At 74.6% G+C, this 21,061-nt stretch carries 14 protein-coding genes and 1 pseudogene; 7 read left to right on the top strand and 8 right to left on the bottom strand.

What is annotated here, in order from left to right:
* The first annotated feature begins 20 nt into the window (after window positions 1-20).
* Window positions 21-602, top strand: a complete 582-nt coding sequence (locus GA0070614_RS08900; RefSeq protein WP_088975506.1) for a TetR/AcrR family transcriptional regulator — start codon at window positions 21-23, stop codon at window positions 600-602.
* Between the two features lie 135 nt (window positions 603-737).
* Here the strand turns inward: GA0070614_RS08900 and GA0070614_RS08895 are convergent, their stop codons facing one another.
* Window positions 738-1,880 carry a site-2 protease family protein gene (locus GA0070614_RS08895; RefSeq protein WP_088975505.1) on the bottom strand — a complete coding sequence of 381 codons (1,143 nt, stop codon included), beginning with the start codon at window positions 1,878-1,880 and terminating at the stop codon, window positions 738-740.
* Between the two features lie 225 nt (window positions 1,881-2,105).
* Here GA0070614_RS08895 and GA0070614_RS08890 point away from each other — a divergent pair, with 225 nt between their 5' ends.
* Together GA0070614_RS08890 and GA0070614_RS08885 are read left to right on the top strand one after the other, a co-directional pair.
* A complete protein-coding gene (locus tag GA0070614_RS08890) occupies window positions 2,106-4,226 on the top strand; it encodes a prolyl oligopeptidase family serine peptidase (protein ID WP_231933589.1) in 2,121 nt (706 codons plus the stop codon).
* Window positions 4,227-4,323: 97 nt separating this feature from the next.
* The gene (locus tag GA0070614_RS08885; protein WP_088975503.1) at window positions 4,324-5,463 is read left to right on the top strand and encodes a DUF3103 family protein; all 1,140 of its coding nucleotides are present in this window, start codon (window positions 4,324-4,326) and stop codon (window positions 5,461-5,463) included.
* A 70-nt stretch (window positions 5,464-5,533) separates the two neighbouring features.
* On the opposite strand, the gene GA0070614_RS08880 is transcribed toward GA0070614_RS08885, so the two are convergent.
* Both GA0070614_RS08880 and GA0070614_RS08875 read right to left on the bottom strand, forming a co-directional pair.
* Complete coding sequence (locus GA0070614_RS08880) at window positions 5,534-6,460, bottom strand: L,D-transpeptidase (RefSeq protein ID WP_088975502.1); 927 nt, start codon at window positions 6,458-6,460, stop codon at window positions 5,534-5,536.
* Between the two features lie 85 nt (window positions 6,461-6,545).
* On the bottom strand, window positions 6,546-7,994 hold the full coding sequence (locus GA0070614_RS08875; protein WP_088975501.1) for an alpha-amylase: 1,449 nt from the start codon (window positions 7,992-7,994) through the stop codon (window positions 6,546-6,548).
* Window positions 7,995-8,271: 277 nt separating this feature from the next.
* Here GA0070614_RS08875 and GA0070614_RS08870 point away from each other — a divergent pair, with 277 nt between their 5' ends.
* From GA0070614_RS08870 to GA0070614_RS08860, 3 genes are read left to right on the top strand one after another with little or no spacing between them, the layout of a single operon-like run.
* Window positions 8,272-10,080, top strand: coding sequence for a ferric reductase-like transmembrane domain-containing protein (locus GA0070614_RS08870; protein WP_231933588.1), 1,809 nt, complete (start codon window positions 8,272-8,274; stop codon window positions 10,078-10,080).
* Window positions 10,077-11,546: an NADH-quinone oxidoreductase subunit NuoF family protein gene (locus tag GA0070614_RS08865; protein ID WP_088975500.1), complete on the top strand. Its 1,470-nt coding sequence runs from the start codon at window positions 10,077-10,079 to the stop codon at window positions 11,544-11,546. Before GA0070614_RS08870 ends, GA0070614_RS08865 begins: the two co-directional genes overlap by 4 nt.
* Before the next feature lie 22 nt (window positions 11,547-11,568).
* A complete protein-coding gene (locus GA0070614_RS08860; protein ID WP_088975499.1) occupies window positions 11,569-12,189 on the top strand; it encodes a redoxin domain-containing protein in 621 nt (206 codons plus the stop codon).
* A gap of 108 nt (window positions 12,190-12,297) precedes the next feature.
* Here the strand turns inward: GA0070614_RS08860 and serS are convergent, their stop codons facing one another.
* The 5 genes from serS to GA0070614_RS08835 form a co-directional block, all read right to left on the bottom strand.
* Complete coding sequence (gene serS, locus GA0070614_RS08855) at window positions 12,298-13,584, bottom strand: serine--tRNA ligase (protein WP_088975498.1); 1,287 nt, start codon at window positions 13,582-13,584, stop codon at window positions 12,298-12,300.
* Window positions 13,585-14,184: 600 nt separating this feature from the next.
* Window positions 14,185-15,270, bottom strand: a complete 1,086-nt coding sequence (locus tag GA0070614_RS08850; protein ID WP_088979327.1) for a DNA polymerase III subunit beta family protein — start codon at window positions 15,268-15,270, stop codon at window positions 14,185-14,187.
* A gap of 60 nt (window positions 15,271-15,330) precedes the next feature.
* Window positions 15,331-16,512: a saccharopine dehydrogenase family protein gene (locus GA0070614_RS08845; protein WP_088975497.1), complete on the bottom strand. Its 1,182-nt coding sequence runs from the start codon at window positions 16,510-16,512 to the stop codon at window positions 15,331-15,333.
* Between the two features lie 29 nt (window positions 16,513-16,541).
* Window positions 16,542-17,717, bottom strand: a complete 1,176-nt coding sequence (locus tag GA0070614_RS08840) for a zinc-dependent alcohol dehydrogenase (protein ID WP_088975496.1) — start codon at window positions 17,715-17,717, stop codon at window positions 16,542-16,544.
* Window positions 17,714-18,121 (bottom strand): SRPBCC family protein, encoded by a 408-nt coding sequence (locus tag GA0070614_RS08835; protein ID WP_231933587.1) that lies wholly within the window; start codon window positions 18,119-18,121, stop codon window positions 17,714-17,716. The genes GA0070614_RS08840 and GA0070614_RS08835 overlap by 4 nt, the downstream gene beginning before the upstream one ends.
* A gap of 125 nt (window positions 18,122-18,246) precedes the next feature.
* Between GA0070614_RS08835 and GA0070614_RS08830 the strand changes: the two are divergent.
* Window positions 18,247-21,004: pseudogene (locus tag GA0070614_RS08830) on the top strand (LuxR C-terminal-related transcriptional regulator).
* The last annotated feature ends 57 nt before the right edge of the window (window positions 21,005-21,061 follow it).

The following is a 21,061-nucleotide window of genomic DNA, read 5'->3' as shown; positions in this document are numbered from 1 at the left end:
CGTTGACAACCGTGTCAGAGATGAAGGCGGAACGGCCGCGACGGATGCGCGCCGAGGGGCGGCGCAGCGTCGCCGCCATCCTCGACGCGGCGCTGCGGGTGCTCGGCGACCGGCCACAGGCCAGCATGGACGAGGTGGCCGCCGCGGCCGGCGTCTCCCGGCAGACCGTCTACGCCCACTTCCCGTCCCGGGACGCGCTGCTCGGCGCGGTGGCGCACCGGCTCACCGAGGAGGCCGTCGCGGCGATGGACGCCGCAGATCTCGATCAGGGTCCCGCCGCCGGGGCGCTGCTGCGGCTGGTCGAGGTGAGCTGGTCGATCTTCGATCGGTTCCCGCTGCTCAGCGCCGTCCCCGCAGCCGCCGCCGAGGATCTGCACGTGCCGGTGTTCGACCGGCTGGAACGGCTGATCCGGCGCGGGCAGCAGGCCGGCGAGTTCGACCCGGACCTGTCGCCGGACTGGCTGATCGCGGCCACCGTCGCGCTCGGGCACGCCGCCGGGACCGAGGCCGCCGCCGGCCGGATGCCCGCCGCCGACGCCCTCGCCGCGCTGCGGACCAGCGTCCTGCGGGTGTACGGGGTGCGCACCCCACCGCCCGCCTGACCCGGCCGCCCTCTCGACCCGGCGGCGACGAGGTGGCCCGGCCGAAGTCGGCTCGGTGCCTGGCGGTCGGGGTGGGTCGGGTGGCCATCCGGTGGTGGAGGCTGCCGGGCCCGGTGCCGTCCCGGCGCCCGCCGGTCAGGGCCGGTCGGTGGCCAGCTGGTGGCGCAGGCTGCCGCGCTGCACGGCCCGGCTGATGTCGCTGGGCGAGACGATGCCGACCAGCCGCTGGTCCACCACGACCAGCGCCCGACCGTCGGCACACTCGCTCAGTCGGGGCAACAGGTCGTTGAGTTCCTCCTCCGGCCGGGCCAGCACCAGGTCCTCGGCCCGGCAGGACACCTCGGCGAGGGTGGTGGTGGCGCGCCGGTCGGCGGGGATGCCGCGTACCCGGTCGAGGGTGACCAGGCCGACCGGCCGGTCGGCCTCGGTCAACGGCAGCGCCGAGTGCCGGTACGCGAAGAGGTAGTGGTCGACGAAGTCGGCGACCGTCATCTCCGCCGAGGCGGTCTGCGGCTGCGGGGTCATCACGTCGGCGACCCGGACGCCGGCCAGCGCGCTGCCCATCCGGGCCTGCCGCTCCTCCACACCGGCCGCCCCGATCAGGAACCAGCCGATCAGCGCCAGCCAGAGCCCACCCACCCCGAACCCGACCAGGAACTGGACGAGCCCGAGGCCGATCAGCAGCGCGCCGAGCACCCAGCCGGCGCGGGCGGCCACCACGGACGCCTTCGTCCGGTCCCCGGTCGCCTTCCACACGGCGGCCCGCAGCAGCCGGCCACCGTCCAGCGGCGCGGCCGGCAGGACGTTGAAGACCGCCAGCAGCACGTTGATCCCGGCCAGCCAGGCCAGCGACCCGAGCAGCAGCCCCTCCGCCCCGGCCAGGGTGAGGACCAGGGCGATGCCGCCGAAGAAGAACCCGAGCAGCAGGCTCACCAGCGGGCCGACCCCGGCGATCCGCAGCTCCGCGCCCGGGTTGGGCGCCTCGCCGCGCAGCTCGGCGACGCCGCCGAAGAGCCACAGGGTGATCCCCTCGACCTGCAGGCCGTTGCGTTTGGCGACCACCGCGTGGGAGACCTCGTGGGCGAGCAGGCCGAGGAAGAACACCACCGCCGCGGCGAGCCCGGCCGCGACGTACGCGGCCACCGGCCGGTCCGGGTAGGCCCGGGGGAACTGGTTCGCCGACAGCCCCCAGGCGATCAGCAGGAAGATGACCAGGACGCTCCAGTTGACCCCGACCGGTACGCCCGCGATCCGGCCAATCCGGAAGCTAGCCCTCATGGATCCGTCATACCCGTGGGAGGACGTCCCATGCCAGGGCGGAAGGTCACCTCCTGCGACGGATGACCGTTCCGAGCGCCCGCCCGAGGTCGATCTGGTCAGCCGTCCCGGGCGGGACGACCCAGGCGGCGTCCGGCTCGGCCGCGCTTCCGATATCACGACTGCTGAGTCGCCATGCTGACATCTGGACCTGGATCCGGGTCGCTCATCGGGATAGTGGCGAAGGTGGCTGCACTGTTCGACGAGGGTGACGACCCGTACCTCTGGCTGGAGGACCTCGACGGTGAGCGCGCCGCCGGGTGGGTGCGGGAGCGGAACGCGGAAACCGTCGCCGCGCTGACCGGCGGCGAGTCGTTCGCCGCCCTGCGGGCGGAGATCCGGCAGGTGCTCGACGCCGAGGACCGCATCCCCTACCCCGGCTGGCGCGGGGACGGCTTCTACTACAACTACTGGACCGACGCGGCGCGTCCGCGCGGGATCTGGCGGCGCACCACGCTGGAGCAGTACCGCCGGCCCGAGCCGGAGTGGGACGTGCTGCTCGACCTGGATGCCCTCGCCGCCGAGGAAGGCGAGAACTGGGTCTGGCAGCAGGCGACGGTGCTGCGCCCCGGCTACCGCCGCTGCCTGATCAGCCTGTCCCGAGGTGGCGCCGACGCGGCCGTGGTGCGGGAGTTCGACCTGGTGCGGCGTGCCTTCGTCGAGGACGGCTTCACCCTTCCCGAGGCGAAGACCGATGTCTGCTGGATCGACGCCGACCACGTCTTCGTCGGCACCGACTTCGGGCCCGGGTCGCTGACCTCGTCCGGGTATCCGCGTGTCGTCAAGCGCTGGCGGCGGGGCACCCCGCTGTCCGAGGCCGTCGTCGTGCACGAGGGGCGCCCCGACGACGTCGCCGTCCACGCCTCGCACGACCCGACACCCGGCTTCGAGCGTGACTTCGTGGGCCGCAGCCTGGACTTCTACCGCAGCGAGAGCTGGCTGCTGACGGACGCGGGCGAGCGGATCCGGATCGAGGTGCCGGAGGACGCCCATTGGGACGTGCACCGGGAGTGGCTGCTGATCCGGTTGCGCTCGCCCTGGCCGGTCGACGGGGTCACGCATCCGGCGGGTGCCCTGCTGGCGACCCGCTTCGACGCGTTCCTCGCCGGTGGGCGGGAGCTGACGGTGCTGTTCCGGCCGGACGACCGCACCGCGCTGAGCGGCTACGCGTGGACGCGACACCACCTGATCCTGGCCACCCTCGTCGACGTGCGGAGCCGGCTGGAGGTGCTGACGCCCGACGGGCCGCGCTGGCGGCGTCAGCCGCTCGCGGGTGTGCCGGCGGACGCACACAGCCGGATCGTGGAGACCGACCCGGACCACGGCGACGCCTATCTGCTCGACTCCGAAGGGTTCCTCACACCGGCGACGCTCCGCCTCGGACAGGTCGGCGGCGCGGTCGAGACGCTCAAGCGCGAGCCGGCGTTCTTCGACCCGGACGGCCTGGCGGTGCGCCAGTTCTTCGCCACCTCGGCCGACGGCACGCGGGTGCCGTACTTCGTGGTGGGGGATCCGGACGTGGCCGGCGGGCCGACGCTGCTCACCGGGTACGGCGGGTACGAGATCCCGCTGACCCCGCACCACGACGGTGGCATCGGCCGGGGTTGGCTGGCCCGGGGCGGCAGCTACGTGGTGGCGAACATCCGGGGCGGCGGCGAGTACGGCCCCCGGTGGCACCACGCCGCGCTGCGGGAGCGCCGGCCCCGGGCGTACGAGGACTTCGCCGCGGTGGCCGCCGAGCTGGTGACGCGCGGAATCACCACGCCGGAGCGGCTGGGCATCGAGGGCGGCAGCAACGGCGGGCTGCTGATGGGGGTGATGCTGACCCGGTACCCGGAGCTGTTCGGCGCGGTCGTCGCCCACGTGCCGGTGCTGGACATGCGGCGCTACCACCGACTGCTGGCCGGCGCCTCGTGGATGGCCGAGTACGGCGACCCGGACCGCGAGGCCGACTGGTCCTACCTGCGCCGGTACTCGCCGTACCACAACGTCCGCAGCGGACGGTCGTACCCGCCGGTGCTGCTCGTCACCTCGACCCGCGACGACCGGGTGCATCCGGCGCACGCCCGCAAGATGGCGGCCCGGCTGCGCGAGCACGGCCACGAGGTGGCGTACTACGAGAACGTCGAAGGTGGGCACGGTACGGCGGCGAACAGCGAGCAGCGGGCGTTCGTGTGGGCGCTGACGCTGGAGTTCCTGTGGCGGAAGCTGGCCGGACGACCCGCCACTCTGCCGCGCCAGGTCTCGTCGGGCGACGCGGTCCAGCGGGGTGGTGGGTTCGCGTGGGGTGCACCGGCAAACCCTTGACGTTCGCGCTATCCATGTATATCTATATGACTCCCGGTCGTCACATCCCCGGTCACCCGCCCACAGGCCGGTGGCCGGGACACGCAGAGGAGCCGACGTGAACCCACGTACCTTCCGTCGCGCCGCCCGGTCGCTCGGCATCGCGGCCACCACCCTGGCCGTGGTCGTTGCCGGCCCGGCGTACGCCCGGCCCGACCACGTCAGCCCGGCACCGGCGGCCGTCGCCGCCGGCCCGGTGCTCACCATCATCGACGAGGTGGCTCGCCAGGTGGCGGTCGTCGACCGGCCCACCGGCGACCGCCTGAGCGCCACCGCCGCGCGCGGCCCGGTCGACCTGCTCGCCGTCAAGATGAACGGTCGGCTCGCCGACGACCTGCGTGCCGCCAACCAGCGGCTGCTGATCGCCAAGGGGCTGCCGGCCGACACCGGCTCGCTGCTCCAGCTGCGGTTGGCCCACCCGGACATGCGCGCGGCGCTGGCTCGTGGTGAGGCGCCGCTGGTGGCCGCCGCCTCGACCGACGACTCGGCGACGAGGGTGACCGCCTACGACCGCTCCGGCGCCGAGGTGGTGCTGGACGCCGCGCAGGTGCCGCAGCGACCGGTGCTCCTGGTCGAGGTGGACGTCGAGCGGGCGCTCTCCGCCGGCCTGAAGCTGATGCGCGAGGGGTTGAGTCGGCGGGGCATCGGTCACGCCGCCTCGACGGGACCCGCGTCCCGCGCCACCGAGGCGGGGGTCACCGCCACCTCCGGCTACTGGGCCACCAAGGTCAACGCGGTCCGACTCAGCGACGACGAGGAACCCTGGATCAAGGGTGCGGCCGAGATCTACACCGTCGTGGCCGGGTTCGGGCTGGACGGCAAGGCCAAGGTCGACCTGGTGCAGATGCCGTACCTGGACCACGACGGCACGACGTACTACCCGAACCAGCTCCTGGTGCACTTCTCGGCGTACAAGTACAACCTGGCCGACGTGGTCATGATGGAGGACGACGGCGACACCAACTACTCGGCGCTGGTCAAGGCGATCGCCAACGCGCTGCTGGTGATCGTGGACGGTGGCGCGTACGCCCCGCTGGTCAACGCGATCCTGGACGCCATCCCGACCTCCTGGTACACCGACGACCCGGACTTCGTGGACGCCTGGTACACCCTGAGCACCACCAGCAGTGGCCGGAGGCACGGCGCGGGCGCCAACGGCTGGATGGACGTCGTCCCGTACTGGGTGGCGCCGCTCTGACTCCTCCGGTCGGGCGTCGAGCCGCCCGGTCGGCGCCAACGGGAACGCCGTTGGCGCCGACCGGGCGTGTTCAGGCGGTGGGTGGTGGGGTGGGCAGCTCGTCGACCACGATCAGCGGGGTGCCGGGCGGCACCTCGTCGAGGAGTTTGCGCTGGGCGTTGCGGGTCAGCCGGATGCAGCCGTTGGTGACGTTCCGGCCGAGCGTGCTGTCGTCGTACCAGCTGTGCAGGCCGATGTGCGCGCCGCGCAGGCCGGTCGGCACCGCGTCCGGGTCGTCGGGGATCGCGCCGAGGGCGAAGATGTCGACCCCGCCGTAGATCTCCTGGGGCGGGGGAGTGCGGCCGAGGACGAAGGTACGGCCCAACGGCGTGAGCTGTCCCGGCATGCCGAGGGCGACCGGCCAGGAGTCGACGGCCTCGCCGTGCCGGTACCAGGTCAGCCGGTGCGGCTTGCGTTCCACCACGATCTGGTCGCGCAGCAACACCCTGCTCCAGCCGCCCTCGGGGAGCCAGGCGATGCGCCGGTTGGCCGAGGGGAGCAGCGCCGCCGTCCAGCCGGCGCGGCGCGCCACCACCGGCATGGTCAGCTCGACGCCGCTGATCGTCGGGGCGAGCAGGGCCAGCGGGCGTCCGCCCGGGGCGTCGTACGCGGCGATCCGCCGGGTCGGCGACAGACCCTCGGTCAGCGGCGCGGTGTCGCCGGGCTGCGGGTCGGCGGGGAAGCCGCCGGGGGCGGGGTCGTAGTCGATCACGGGGAGGCCGGCGGGCACCGGGCCCGCCACCGGCACCGGCTCGTCGCTCGGCGGTCCGGTCGGCGCGGTGGTCGCAGTGGGCGGTGCGATCGTCGTCGGTGGCGGGGCAAGGGCGGCCGGCGGGGACACGCCATCGTGGTGCAGCGCCGAGTTGACCAGCAGGGCGAGTGCGACCAGCGCCGGTACGCCGAAGGCGGTGGCCAGCGGACCGACGCCGAAGCGGGAGGTCAAACGGTCAAACAGCACAAAACAACTGTAGGGCACAGAAATGGCCAGGGGCCCCACCCGAGGAGATTCCGTCGGGTGCGGCCCCTGGCGCGGGTCGAACGGGTCAGGACAGCTTGGCGCCCACGTGGATGGCGACCGCGTCGTGCGCCGGGATGTTGGCGGCGAACCAGCCGGCGGAATCCACCGTGATCACCGGCCCGCTGCACGAGCCGTTGCTGAAGGTGCCGTGGACGACGTCGCAGTACCGGCCCGCCGGCAGCCCGGCGTAGTAGGAGCGGCCGTTGACCGCGAAGTCCTCGTCGTTGATCGTCAGGTAGCCCTTGCCGGTCCGGCTGAAGGCGATGTGCTGGTAGCCGTTGTCGTACCAGTTGCTGACCCCGGCGCCCTGGGTGGCGTTGTGGAAGCCGACCATGTTGGCGATGACCTGCCAGCGGTGCTCGCACTCCCACCCGGAGAAGCAGGTGGTGTTCAGGGTCTTGTTGTTGGCGTCCGACGGGGGGCCGGCGTCGCGGTTGCTGAAGGTGTAGCTGGACTGGACCGTCTTGGAGCCGTACGGCCAGGCCAGCATGAAGGCGTTGGCCAGCGCGTAGGTGCGGCCGTTCTTGTACGTCAGCACCCCGCTGACGTCGCGCTGGGTGTCGTGGTTGTCCACGAAGACCGCCGCCGAGCCGTTGGGCAGGTAGCCCCACGCCTCGCCGAAGTTCTTCAGGTACGCCAGGCGCTCGTTGTTGAACATCCGGGCCAGGTCCTTGCCGTACCGGAACTCGTGCACGTCGCCGTTACCGGTGTACTCACCCGGGCCGATCGGCTCGCCCGCGCCGTAGATGACCTCCTGCACGATGTACGCCGACCGGGAGAGCTTGCCCTTGATGGCGGCGATGTCGGCGGCCGGCATGTGCTTGCTGGCGTCCAGCCGGAAGCCGTCCACCCCGAGGGAGAGCAGGTCGTTCATGTACGCCGCGATCCGCGACCGCACGTAGTCCGACTCGGTCTTGAGGTCGGAGAGGTTGACCAGCTCGCAGTTCTGCACCTCCCACCGGTCGTTGTAGTTGGTGATCTCGTTGCCGGCGTTGCGGCCGCAGTAGTGGAAGTCCTGCGACTGGTAGATGCCCGGGTAGTTGTAGTGCCCGTACGACGAGCCGGCCCAGCCGGTGCCGCCGGCGTCCTGGCCGGACATGTGGTTGATGACCGTGTCGACGATGACCTTCACGCCGGCGGCGTGGCAGGTGTTCACCATGGACTGGAACTGCGCCCGGGTGCCCTTGCGGGACTCGATCCGGTAGCTGACCGGCTGGTACGCCACCCACCACTGGTTGCCCCGGACGTGCTCCTGGGGCGGGGACACCTGGACGTAGCCGTAGCCCTTGGGACCGAGCGTGCTGGTGCACTCGCTGGCCACCGAGGGCCAGTTCCACTCGAAGAGGTTGGCGATGACGTTCTTCGTGCCGGACGGCGCCGCGGCGGCCGGGGGTGCCGCGACGACGGTGGGCACGAGCAGGCTGGCGAGCGCGCCGAGGGCGACAAGCGCCGATCGGCATCGACGTCGATGCATCGGTACTCCTGGGGTTCGGGGGACGGTGGCAGCGCGGGGGAGGGCTCAGCTGACGACTTCTTGCGAGTCGTGCTGAAATTTTCGGCAAGGTTACAAGCGCGTTGCAAGAACTGTCAACGGATGGACATGTGTCGTTGCGCAGGGCGCTACACGCGCCCGGGGCCGTGGTGGTTCGAGAAATCCCGCGAGAAATTCGACACCCGCACTGATCCGTACGCGCCGGACGTCCGTACTGGATGAAGGAGCAGGTCGGCCGGTGGCGGCGTCGCCGTGAGACATGATCGAGGAGCAGATGGCCCGGGCAAAGCAGAACCAGAAGGCGGCGACCGTCCGGACCACCACCAGCAGCCGTGGTGTCCGCACCGTGTCGAAGTCTGCGATGGCGCTGATGGCCGCCTCCGCGCTCGGCCTGCTGTGGGCGGGTGTGGAGATGTCCGGCAACGGCGGCGCCATGTACGCGTACGGCTTCGTCTTCACGGAGTTCTTCGCCGGTGTGGTGGCCCTGGTCTCGCTCAGCCTCACCGTCATGATGGGGCTGCTCGCCACCGACCGGCTCGTGCTGCAGATCCCGCACCGGGTGCTGCTGCAGTCCGCGCACCGGGCCACCGGCATCCTCGGCGTCGCCGGCCTGGTCTTCCACGTCATCACCAAGATCTCGATCGGCCGGGCCGGCCCGACCGACGCCGTGGTGCCGTTCATCGGCGGCTCCGGCCTCTACGTCGGCCTCGGCACCGTCGCCGCGTTCCTCATGGTCAGCGTGCTGTGGACCGGCATCGTCCGGGTCCGCTTCGCCGGCGTCGGCCCGAAGTGGTTCTGGCGCTCCCTGCACTCGATGGCGTACGTGTCCTGGCCCTTCGCGCTGATCCACGGCCTCAACGCCGGCCGCGCCGCCAAGTCCTGGGTGACCCTGAGCTACCTGGCCTGCGTCGTGCTCGTGGTGATCGCACTGCTGGTCCGGTTCTCGCTGTACCTCGGCCGGCGCAGCCGGGAGCAGCACCAGGCCGCCGTGCTGAACGTCGCGATGACCGGCAAGGGCAGCGAGGACGGCAAGGCCCGCACGCTGCTCGGCGGCCTCGGCCGCAGGAAGGGCGAGGAGGAGGACGGCCGCAGCGGCTGGGCGGAGACCACCGCCACCGGTTCGTGGGGCCAGTCGGGCGCGGCCCGGCGACGCGACCCCGACCGGTTCACCGTGCCGGTGGTGCCCGAGCCGGGCACCCTGCGCGAGCCGGTCCGCGCCGGCCGGTCCCGCCGCGAGGTCGAGGAGCCGGAGCCGCGGCGTCGGGAGCGCGACCTGGAGCCGGCCGCCCGCCGCTCCGCCGCGCGGGCGGAGCGCGTCGAGCGTCGGCGGGACGAGGAGCGCTCCGCCCGCCGCCGCGGCGAGGAGGACGTCGCCCCCGTCTCCGGCGGCCGGCGGTCCCGCTACGAGGAGGACGTGCGTCCGGTCTCCACGGGCCGTCGGGCGCGGTTGGAGGACGAGGACGTGCGTCCGGTCTCCACGGGCCGTCGGGCGCGGTTGGAGGACGAGGACGTGCGTCCGGTCTCCACGGGCCGTCGGGCGCGGTTGGAGGACGAGGACGTGCGTCCGGTGTCGACCGGGCGTCGGGCCCGGTTGGAGGACGAGGACGTGCGTCCCGCCTCCACCGGCCGCCGGGCCCGGCTCGACGACGAGGACGAGCGTCCGGCCTCCACCGGTCGGCGCGCCCGCCGCGACGACGACGACCTGGCCGCGCGCTACTCGTCACCGCCCCGCCGGAGCACCGACGAGCCCGAGGAGCCCTGGGACAGCCCCCGCCGCTGGGAGGCCACCTCGCCGGTCTCGGCCGAGCCGATCTCCGCGACCCCGCGCAGCGGGGCCGGCCGGCACAGCGTCGACGACGACGTGCCGGAGCAGCCGGACTACTGGCGCCCGCCGGCCCGCTACGCCGGGGACGACCTGCCCGTCGACGACACTCCCACCCTGGTCGACCTGGCCTCCCGCCGGGCGATGCGGTCCTCCAGCGAGGGCCGGGGCCGGCGGAGCCGCCGGGCCAGCGCGGCCGAGGTGGACGGGGCGTACTGGGCGGGGCTGCGGGGTGAGGCCAAGTGAACCGGACCAAGATTCCCCCGGTGGCCTGCATCGGCGAGCCCCGGCTCACCGCCGGGTTCGCCGAGTTCGGCCGGCTCGACCTGGTCGCGCACGAGATGGTGCACGGACCGATCGGCCCGATGGAACCGGCCAACCTGCTCCGGCTGGCCGAGAGCATCCAGCTCAAGGGCAAGGGCGGAGCCGGCTTCCCGTTCGCCCGCAAGATCAAGGCGGTGCTGGAGTCCTGCGAGCGCCAGGACCTGCCCGCCGTGGTGGTGGTCAACGCCAGCGAGGGCGAGCCGGCGAGCTGGAAGGACAAGGTGCTGCTCACCCGCGCGCCGCACCTGATCCTCGACGGCGCGGCGCTGGCCGCGTACGCGCTGGACGCCGAGGAGATCGTGCTCTGCGTCGCCGACGACCTGATCGGGCGGGAGTCGCTCACCGAGGCCCTCGCCGAGCGCCGGATGCCCGTCGAGACCAGCATCGTCACCGTGCCGCACCGGTTCATCTCCGGTGAGGGCGGCGCGCTGGTCAACGGCATCAACGGGCTGCCGCACATCCCACCCGGCACCAAGAAGCGTGCCAGCGACTCCGGCGTCCGGAACCTGCCGACGCTGCTCTCCAACGCCGAGACGTACGCCCAACTCGCCGTCGCCGCCCGGCTCGGCCCGTACGAGTACGCGGCGCTCGGCACCGACGACGAGCCCGGCACCGTGCTGCTCACCGTGACCGGCGCGGCGAAGCGCCCCGCGGTGGTGGAGTGCGCCGCGGGCACCCCGCTGCGCGAGATCCTCGACCTGTGCGAGGTGCCGGAGGGCCCGGGCATCCTGATGGGCGGCTACCACGGCCGCTGGATCACCCCGGAGGCGGCGGACCGGGCGGAGGTCTCCCGCAGGAGCCTGACCCGGGTCGGCGGCACGCTCGGCGCCGGCATCATCCTCCCGCTCGGCACCGACACCTGCCCGCTCGGCGAGGCCGCCCAGGTGGTCCGCTACCTGGCCGGGGAGTCCGCCGGCCAGTGCGGGCCGTGCAAACGGGGCCTGCCGGACCTGGCCCGCGCCGTCGACCTGGCGGTCTCCGGCAGCGCGCCGGTGGAGGTCGTCCGGGCCGCCGCCGGCGACGTCAAGGGCCGTGGCGCGTGCAGCCACCCCGACGGTACGTCCCGGTTCGCGCTGTCCGCGATGGAGGTCTTCGCCGAGGACCTGCGCCTGCACACCACCGGTGAGGGGTGCGGCAAGCGGGTCAAGGGCGTGATGAGCCTGCCCGGCGCGCCCGACGCCAACCCGCAGAAGCTGACCCTGGACTGGTCCCGCTGCGACGGACACGGGCTCTGTGCGCACGTCGTGCCCGACTTCATCCGGCTCGACCACAACGGATACCCCGCCTTCCCCGCCACGCCCGTGCCGACCTGGCTCAAGGAGGGCGCGATGAAGGCCGTCAAGGTCTGCCCCGAGCTGGCGTTGCGGCTCGTCGACGCCAACAAGTAGTCAGTACCGAGAGGAGACGCCGATGCGGTCGTACCGGAGGAACCGCCCGGACCGACGGCCGCCCGGACGGCTCGTCGCCACCGCCGCCGTGCTGGCCGGTGTCCTGGTCGCCGCCGCCGGGTGCGCGGCCGGCGACGACCCGGCGCGGTCGGCCACCGAGGCAGTGGTCCCGGTCGGCACCGCCTCGCCACTGCCGTCCGGCGGGCCGGCCACCGGCGCCCCGTCGGCCCCCGCGCAGGTGCCGGACACGCTGCGGTTCGACGCGAAGACCCTCGACGGTACGCCGTTCTCCGCCGCCGGACTGGCCGGGAAGCCGGTGGTGCTGTGGTTCTGGGCGCCCTGGTGCGCCACCTGCGCCAGTCAGGCGTGGACGGTGGCCGAGATCGCGCCGAAGTACCGGGACACCGTGCCGATCGTCGGGGTCGCCGGCCTCGGCGAGCAGAAGGCCATGAAGGACTTCGTCACCGAGTTCGAACTGGCCGGCACGCTCCAGCTCGACGACCGGGCCGGCACGCTCTGGCGCCGCTTCGAGATCGTCGAGCAGAGCACCTTCTTGATCATCGACCGGGACGGCAGGGTGGTCCACCAGGGTTTCCTCGACGGCGAGGACCTCACCCGCCGGGTCGCCGCACTGGCCGGCTGACTCCGCGCGGTCGCCGCTGTTCGCGCGGCCGCCGCTGTTCGCTCCAACGACGCACGGACGGCGGGGATCGGGTCACCCGATCCCCGCCGTCGTCGTCCGGTCAGCGGCTCAGCGGACCGGGGTGAGCCGGTCGGTGCCCAGCCGGTCGCGGAGCACCTCGGGCAGCAGCACCGACCCGTCGGGCTGCTGGCACTGCTCCAGGATGGCCGGGAAGAGCCGGCTGGTGGCCAGCGCCGAGCCGTTGAGGGTGTGCACGAAGCGGGTCTGCTTGCCGCCCGGCTCGCGGTAGCGGATGGCCGCCCGGCGGGCCTGGTAGTCGCCGCCCCAGGAGACCGACGACACCTCCTTGTACTTGCCGGTGCTCGGCATCCAGACCTCGACGTCGAGGGTCTTGCGCATCGCGGCGCTGGCGTCGCCGGCCGCGAGCAGGCTGGTCTGGTGGTGCAGACCCAGCTGCTGGACCAGGCTCTCCACGTGGCCGACCATCGACTCCAGCGCGGCGTCCGCCTGCTCCGGCAGGGTGAACTGGAAGATCTCCACCTTGTTGAACTGGTGGCCCCGGACGGTGCCCCGCTCGTCGGAGTGCGAACCGGCCGCCTCCCGCCGGTAGCAGGGGGTGTACGCGAACCGCTTCAGCGGCAGCGCCGTGGTGTCCAGGATCTCGTCCTGGTACGCCCCGAGGATCGCCGTCTCCGCGGTGGGCAGCAGGAACTGCCCGCGCGGGGCGGACTCCCGGTCCAGGTGGTAGACGTCGTCGTAGAACTTCGGGAACTGCCCGGCGGCGAAGCCGGCGGTGTCCAGCAGCAGGTGCGGCGGGAGCAGGAACTCGTAGCCGGCCTCGATGTTGCGCTCGATCAGCCAGTTGAGCAGCGCCCACTCCAGCCGGGCACCGAGACCGGTGTACATCCAGAAGCCGGAGCCGCCGAGCTTGACCCCCCGCTCGTGGTCGACCAGGCCCAGCGCGCGGCTCAACTCGACGTGGTCGCGGACCTTCTCGATGGCCGGCGGCGCACCGAAGGTCCGGACCACCCGGTTGGCCTCCTTGCCGCCGGGGACGACGTCGTCGGCGGGCAGGTTGGGCAGCTCGCTCATCGTGGTGCGCAGCCGGGACTGCACCTCGTCCAGCTCGGACTCCAGCTCCGCGAGCTGCTTCCGGCCGGCCTCCGGCGCGGAGACCTCCGGCTCGGCGCCGGCGCGCTTGGCCGCCGCGTACGCCCGCGCCTCGGCCTTGCGGCGCTGCCGCTCGGCGTCGATCTCGGTGATCAGGGCACGGCGTTCCTGGTCGAGCCGCTGGACCTCGTCCAGGACCCGATTGACCTCGGCGGGATCCAGACGCTTCGCCAGTGCGGTGGCCACCGCCTCGCGATCCTTCCGGATCAACTCCATGTCGAGCATGCTGCTCCGTACGCCTCCGTCCGGGAAGTCAGGTGGTAACCCCCCGATGCTACCGTCGCGGCCCTCTGCGCCCGGGACGGCCCGGAGGAGCCGACCCCGGCGACCGCCCGCGCCTTGTCGCCCCCGCCGTGCGCCGGCCGCTCTGCTCTGCACCCCGTGCGCTTGTCCCGCTCCGCCGCCGTCCCGGTGCCGGGCATCGGCGGCTCGCTCTTGTGGAAGTTGTCGACCACGCGCGGGCGATGACGTTGCGTGACCATGTCGCCCCATGCCCAATCCGGTCACCTTCCGTGACTGTATGAGCGGGCTGTGCTGGCCCGTGGCGGAGGTGTCCTCAGCCCTGGACGTGCCCACCAGGTCTTCTGTCCCTCGACCTGTCCAGGCACGACTGGCCTCGATCGCACGCTTTGCTCTGCACCCTCCCACGCGCCAGCCACGGTGCGTCGCCGGTGCGTGGGTGGGTGCAGAGCAAGCCGGGGCAGGCCCGGCTGCGTCAGTGCCGGGACGTGGCCGGGTCAGGCCCTGCCCCCGCCGGTTGTGCCGGGTCAGGCCCTGCCGGAGCGAGCCAGGCGGGCCGAGGCGGGTCGGAACAGACCGGGCGGATCAGAGGCGGATCGGCATCAGGATGGAGAAGGCGTCCGCGTCGTCCGGGCGACGGATCGCCAGCGGGGCGATCGGGCCGTCCAGTTCCAGCACCAACTGCGCCGCTCCGGCGGCGTCCAGCGCGTCGAGCAGGTAACCCCCGTTGACCCCGACGCGCAACTCGTCGGGGTCGTCCCCGGTCGGCTCGTCCGCGCCGACCAGGCGCAACCCGTCGACGTCGCGGACGCCGAGCACGGTGACCGCCAGCGGCACGCCCTCGTGCTCCCGGGTGACGGTGGGCGCGGCGGCGTCGCGCAGCGCCGCGCGCAGCGCCGCCGCGTCGACCGGGACCTGTCGGGTCGGCCCGTCGTCGGCCGCCCGGCGCAGCAGCCGGCGGTAGTCGGGGAAGTCGTACGGCAGGGCGGTGGTGGTGATCTCGCGGCCGGCGACCGAGGCGGTGACCCGGCCGGCGGTCAGGGCCACGCTCACCTCCGGGGTCACCCCGTGCCCGGTGTCGAGCAGGGCCCGCAGTTCGTCCACGGCGTCGACCGGCAGCAGCGCCCGCACGGGCGGGCCGTCGACCGTGCCGGCGGCCCGGGCCACGGCCAGCCGGTGCCGGTCGGTGGCGACCAGGCGTACGCCGTCCGGCTCGACGTCGAACAGCACGCCGGCCAGCACCGGCAGGTCCGGGTCGGCGCCGACGGCGAAGCGGACGGCGTCGACGGCGGCGGCCAGGTCGGCGCGGGACAGGGACAGTCGGGTGGTCATCGGGGTCTCCTCGGGTGCGAGCAGGGCACGGACGCGGGAGAGTTCACGGCGGGCGTCGGTGAGGCCGTCCTCCAGCCGGCGCAGGTGCGCGTCGAGCAGCCGTCCGACCACCGCCGGCTCGTGCCGGTGCCGCAGCGCGACACCGATCTCGGCCAGCGGCAGGCCCACCCGGCGCAGCCCGGCCACCAGCCGGGCCGGGTCCACCTGCTCGTCGGTGTACCAGCGGTAACCGGTCACCGGATCGACCCGCGCCGGGGTGAGCACCCCGGTGCGGTCGTAGAACCGCAGGGCACTGATCGTCAGGCCGCTGGCCCGGGCCAGTTCGCCGATGCTGCGCAGCTCGCTCTCCACGCCGAGGATCCTGTGGTCTGCACCAGGTCGAGGGTCAAGCGCGCCGGATCAGCGCGCCCCGTCCAGCACCCGGAAGGTCATCCCCGCCGCGACGAGGCGGTCCAGCAGCGCGTCGCCCATCGCGGTGACCGGGGTGACCTGCCCCGAGGTGGACGGCAGCTCGTCCAGGGCCAGGCAGAGCGCCGACTCGGCCAGCATCTTCGCGGTCTCGTCGTATCCCGGGTCGCCGCCGGCCACCTCGGTGAGCACCGTGCGGCCCCCGCCCCTGCCGACGAACCGGACCGTGAACCACGACTTCGCCCGGACCTCGGCGCTCGGCCCCTGACCGGAGGAGAGCCGGCCGAGCAGCCAACGCCGGGTCGGCGGCAGCTTGACCAGGCCGACCAGGCCGGCCATGCCGACCCCGGCGGCCAGGATCGTGGGCAGCCGCTTCACCGCGGCGAAGTGCCGGTAGCGGAAGTCCGGGCCGTACTCCGGGCGGGCCGCCGCCGACCGGCGGACCACCTGCGGGTCGATGGTCGGCAGCGGCACCGCCCAGCGGCCGATCTCCTTCGACCGGCCCACCTTCCCCGGTACGGCGCGCACCCGCCGACCCTCCGGGCGGGGCTCGGCCGCCCGGCGCGCCTTCGCCGCCCGGCTCATCTCCCCGGACCGGGAGAACGCGGTCAGCGCCGAGTGGTACGTCCCGGCGGAGAACTTGCCCCCGGCCCGGACGAACCCGTCCACGGTGACCGGCCCGTCCGTCGGCAGGTGCTTGAGCGTGTACCAGACGCCCAGGTCGTGCGGGATCGAGTCGAAACCGCAGGTGTGCACCAGGCGGGCGCCGGTGCGTACCGCCTCGGCGTGGTGCCGCAGGTACATCAGGTCGACGAACTCCGGCTCGCCGGTGATGTCGAGGTAGTCGGTGCCGGCCGCGGCGCAGGCGGCGACGATCGGCTCGCCGTGGTGCACGTACGGCCCGACGGTGGTCGCCACCACCCGGGCGCTCTCCGCCACCGCCTGCACCGACGCGGCGTCGGTGACGTCGGCGGTGAGCAGCGGCAGCTCGGCCAGGCCCGGGTCGATGTCGGCCAGCCGGTCGCGGACCGCCGCCAGCTTCGCCGGGTTGCGCCCGGCGAGCGCCCAGCGCAGCCCGGTGGGGGCGTGCCGGGCCAGGTACTCGGCGGTCAGGCCACCGGTGAAGCCGGTCGCGCCGAACAGGACGAGGTCGTACGGGCGGTCGTCGCGCATCCGCCGAGTGTGCCACCCGCGAGCCGGATTCACCCCTGCGGTGTGAAGACCGCCCGTACGCAACCGTCGGCGCGGTCGCGGAACAGCGCGTACCCGGCCGGGCCCTGCTCCAGCGGGAGCCGGTGGGTGGCCAGGTGCTCGGTGCGCAGCTCGTCCCGGGCCATCCGGTCCAGCAGCATCGGGATCCAGCGTTGCCCGTGCTGCCGGGCGCTGCGCAGGGTCAGCCCCTTGTTCATCACCGCCCCCAGCGGGAAGGTGTCGACGAAGCCGGTGAAGGTGCCGGAGACGAAGACCGTGCCGCCCTTGCGGCAGGCGTGCACCGCCTCCCGTACGGCGAGCGGGTCCTCGACCGGGCCGTCCCGCCGGCCGGTGAACCGCTCGGCCAGCGAGGCGGGCCGGCCCCCGCCGTCGGCCGCCCCGACGGCCTCCACGCAGACGTCCGGGCCCCGGCCCCCGCTGCGCTCGCGCAGCTCGGCGGGGACGTCGGTCAGCTCGAAGTTCAGCGTCTCGGCCCCGGCGTGCGCCTCGGCCATCCGCAGCCGGTCCGGGTGCCGGTCGATGACGATCACCCGGTCCGCGCCGAGCAGGGTCGCCGCCTGCGCGGTCAGCTGCCCGACCGCGCCCGCGCCCCAGACCGCCACCACGTCGCCGGGGCCCACCTCGCCCAGCTCGGCGCCCATCCAGCCGGCCGGCGCGGCGTCCGAGGCGAAGACCGCCCGGTCGTCGCTGACCGTCTCGGGCACGGTGAACGCCCCGACGTCGGCGTACGGCACCCGGACGTACTCGGCGTGGCTGCCGGCGAAGCCGCCCGTGGCGCGGGGATGGCCGAAGCAGCCGCCGGTGGGCTGCCCCCAGGCGGCCTCGGTCACCGCCGTCGAGGCGCCGCCGTTGTCGCAGCAGGAGTGCAGCCCCTGCCGGCAGTACCAGCAGCTCCCGCAGGCGACGGCCGCGCACACCACCACCCGGTCGCCCACCCGGTGCCGGCGCACCTGCGGCCCGACCTCGGTGACCTCGCCGAGGAACTCGTGCCCCAGCACGTCCCCGGCGGCGAGGAACGGCGAGCGCCCGTCGAGCAGCGGCAGGTCGGCCCCGCAGGTGGCGCTGCGGCGCACCCGGACGATCATGTCGTGGGCGTTGCGCAGCTCCGGGTCGGGCACCTGGCGCACCGCGAGGGAGTTCGCGCCCTCCCAGCACAGCGCCCTCACCCGGGCACCGCCGGCCGGTCCATCGGCGAGGCGTCCGCGCGCAACACCTCGCCGGTCTCCACGAGCTGCTTGACCCGGCGCAGGGTGTCCCGCAGGAACAGGCCGGGATCGTCGCCGACCAGGTGGGCGGCCATCCCCGGCAGGGTGGCCACCCCGCCCAGCGGACGGGCGGCCAGTTCCGTGCCGCGTCCGCCCGGCGCCGGGCGCAGCCACAGCTCCACCGCGCCGTCCAGCGGGCGCAGCGGCTCGGGCCACCGCCCGCCGGGCAGCACCTCGGCCGCCGGCCGGTCCACGGTCACCACCTGCCAGCGGCCCGGTCGCGGATCCGCGCCCACCGCGCCCGGCCGGCGTCGCCACCGGGGTACGACCCGCGCGCGCAGCGCCACCAGGGCCCGCCGTCCCATCCGTACCACCTGTCCCTCCCGCCGCTCGGGTCGGTTGCGGTACGGGCGACCGGTCACGCGCGGCCGGTCGCCCGCGTAGGCCCATGGTCGGCGCGGCCCGGGTGAACTCGGCTCCCCCCGAAGGGGTGAACCGGCCCGGGCCGGGTAACCGCCGCCGACCGGGGGAGGACCGCGTCCGACGGGGGTGCACGGATGCCGCAGCAGCGCAGCACGAACGGGATAGCCGAGGCGTCCGCCGGTCCGCCGCTGCTCGCCACCCGGCTGGCCCCGCCCGCCCCGCCCGAGCCGCTGCTGCTGCGGCCCCGGCTGACCGCCCGCCTGGACGCCGGCGCCGCCGGCCCGGTCACCCTGGTCCGCGCCCCCGCCGGCTGGGGCAAGACCACCCTCCTGGCCAGCTGGGCGCGCGGCACGTCGGAGCCCGGGCCGGCCTGGGTGCAGGTCGAGGAGGGCGACAGCGGGGAACGGCTCTGGGCGTACCTGGCGGCGGCGCTGCACGGGGTGGCCGGGCACGAGCCGGGGCCGCCGCTGCCGGCCACCACGCCCCGTCCCGACCAGCTGGAACTGCTCGCCGCCGCGCTGGCCGCCCGGGAGCAGCCGGTGGTGCTGGTCCTGGACGACCTGCACCGGGTCGTCGACCCGGCCGCGCTGACCGGGCTGGAGTTCCTGCTGCGGCACACCGACGGGCGGTTGCGGCTGGTCGTCGGGGCCCGGGGCGAGCTGCCGCTGCCGCTGCACCGGTTGCGCCTGGCCGGCGAGCTGACCGAGATCGGCCCGGACGAGCTGGCCTTCACCGTCGACGAGGTCGCCGACCTGCTCGTCGCGCACGGCACGCCGCTGCCCGCGGCGGCGGTCACCCGGCTGCGGGAGCGTACCGGCGGCTGGCCGGCCGGCCTGCGGTTCGCCGCGCTGGCCGTCCGGGAGCGCCCGGACCCGGAGCGCTGGGCGGAGCGGTTCGGCGGCGACCAGCCGGAGGTCGCGGCGTACCTGCGCACGGAGGTGCTGGGCGGGCTGCCGCCGCAGACGCGGGAGCTGCTGCGGCGCACCGCCGTCAGCCCGGCCGTACGGGCGGACCTCGCCGACGTGCTGACCGGCCGCGACGACGGCGGGCAGGTGCTCGCCGGGCTGGCCCGCGACGGTGGCTTCCTGCACGCCGACGACAGCGACCCGCCCTGGTACCGGGCCCACCCGCTCCTGGCCGACCTGCTGCGCGACGAGTTCGGCGGGCTGGACGAGGCGGACCGGCGGGAGCTGCACCTGCGCGCCGCCGGCTGGTACGCCGGACACGACCGCCCCGCCGAGGCGCTGCGGCACGCCCTGGCCGCGCGGGAGTGGGACCGGGCGAGCGAGCTGCTGCTCACCGGCTGGCCGGAGCTGGTCCCGTACGACCGCCGGGCCCCGGCCGTCGCCGCACCCCCGCCACCCCCGCCGGAGGCGGTCCACCGCGACCCGGAGCTGGCGCTGGCCTGCGCCGCCGAGCGGGCGTACGCCGGGGACGCCGAGGCGGCCGAGGCCCGGCTGCGTGACGCGGTGGCGGCGGCGCAGTCCCTGCCCGCCCCGCGCCGGGACCGGTTCCGGCGGCTGGCCACCGCGGTGGAGTTGAGCCTGGCCCGGCTGGCCGGCGACCACCGGGAGGTCCGCGCCGCCGCCACCCGGCTGCTGGGCACCCGCGCCCCGGCCGGCTCCACCGTGGACGCCGATCCGCGCAGCGGTGCGGGGGAGGACGCCGACGTGCGGGCGGTGGCCGGGGCGGCGCTCGGCCTGGTCGACCTGGCCGTGGGTGACCTGCGGGCGGCGGCGGCCCGGTTGGCCGGCGGGTACGACGCCGCGCGGGAGGCCGGCCGGGCGCGCACCGCACTGGTCTGCGCGGCCCGGCTGGCCCTGCTGCACGCCCTGGCCGGTGAGTTGCGCGCGGCCGAGCGGACCGCCCGGGCGGCGCTGGAGATGCCGCCCTGCCAGGGCTGGTCGAGCCGGGCCGAGTGCGCCCACGCGCACCTGGCGTTGGCGCTGGTGGCGTTGCACCGTGACCAGCCCGAGGAGGCCACCGCGCAGCTCGCCCTGACCGGCGCGGCCGGCGCGGAGGGCACCGGCGCGGCCGCCGCGGCGCTCTGCCGGGCCACCCTGCTGCGCGACGCCGGTGAGGCCGCCGCCGCGGCCCGGCTGGTGGCCGCCGCCCGCATCGAGGGCCGCCCGGACGGCGAACTCGCGGACCGGCTGCTCGCCCTGGAGGCGGACCTGCGCGGCGAGCAGGGCGACGTGGACACCGCCCGGAGGCTGATCGCCGACCGGGCACGCGAGCCCGACCCGGCGCCGGCGCTGGCGGTGGCGCTGGCCCGGGTGGAGCTGCGGGCCGGCGACGTGCGGGCCGCCGGGTACGCCCTGCCGGAGTGGGACGGCGCGGTCGCCGAGGGCTGGCCGCTGCCGGTGCGCCTCGCCGCCGGGGTGCTGGACGCGGTGCTGGCCCGGCGCGGCGGCGACGACCGGCGGGCCGGCCGGCTGCTGGAGCGGGTGCTCGACCTGGCCGCGCCGGAGGGGTACCGGCGGGTGTTCACCCGCGCCGAGCCGGCGGTACGCGACCTGCTCGCCGCCCACCTGGACTCCGGCACCGCGCACTGGCCGACGGTGAGTGACCTGGTCCGGGGCGCCGAGGCCCCGGCCGTGCGGGGGCCGGTCGGGGCGGACCGGGCGCTGGACGAGCCGCTGACCGAGCGGGAGCTGACCATCCTGCGGTACCTGCAGAGCATCCTGTCCAACGTGGAGATCGCCAGCGAGCTGTCGCTGTCGGTCAACACCGTCAAGACGCACGTGCGCAACATCTACCGCAAGCTCGACGCGACCCGCCGCCGTGAGGCGGTCCGCCGGGCCCGCGAGCTGCGGCTGCTGTGACCGGTGGAGCCCGGCGGACGGTCGGACCGGCCTGACCCCTCGATTCCGTTCGTCGTC

Origin of the sequence: Micromonospora coxensis (assembly GCF_900090295.1) — a bacterium.
In the GTDB taxonomy this organism is placed as follows: Bacteria; Actinomycetota; Actinomycetes; order Mycobacteriales; family Micromonosporaceae; genus Micromonospora; species Micromonospora coxensis.
This window is presented reverse-complemented; position numbering and strand designations above follow the sequence as displayed.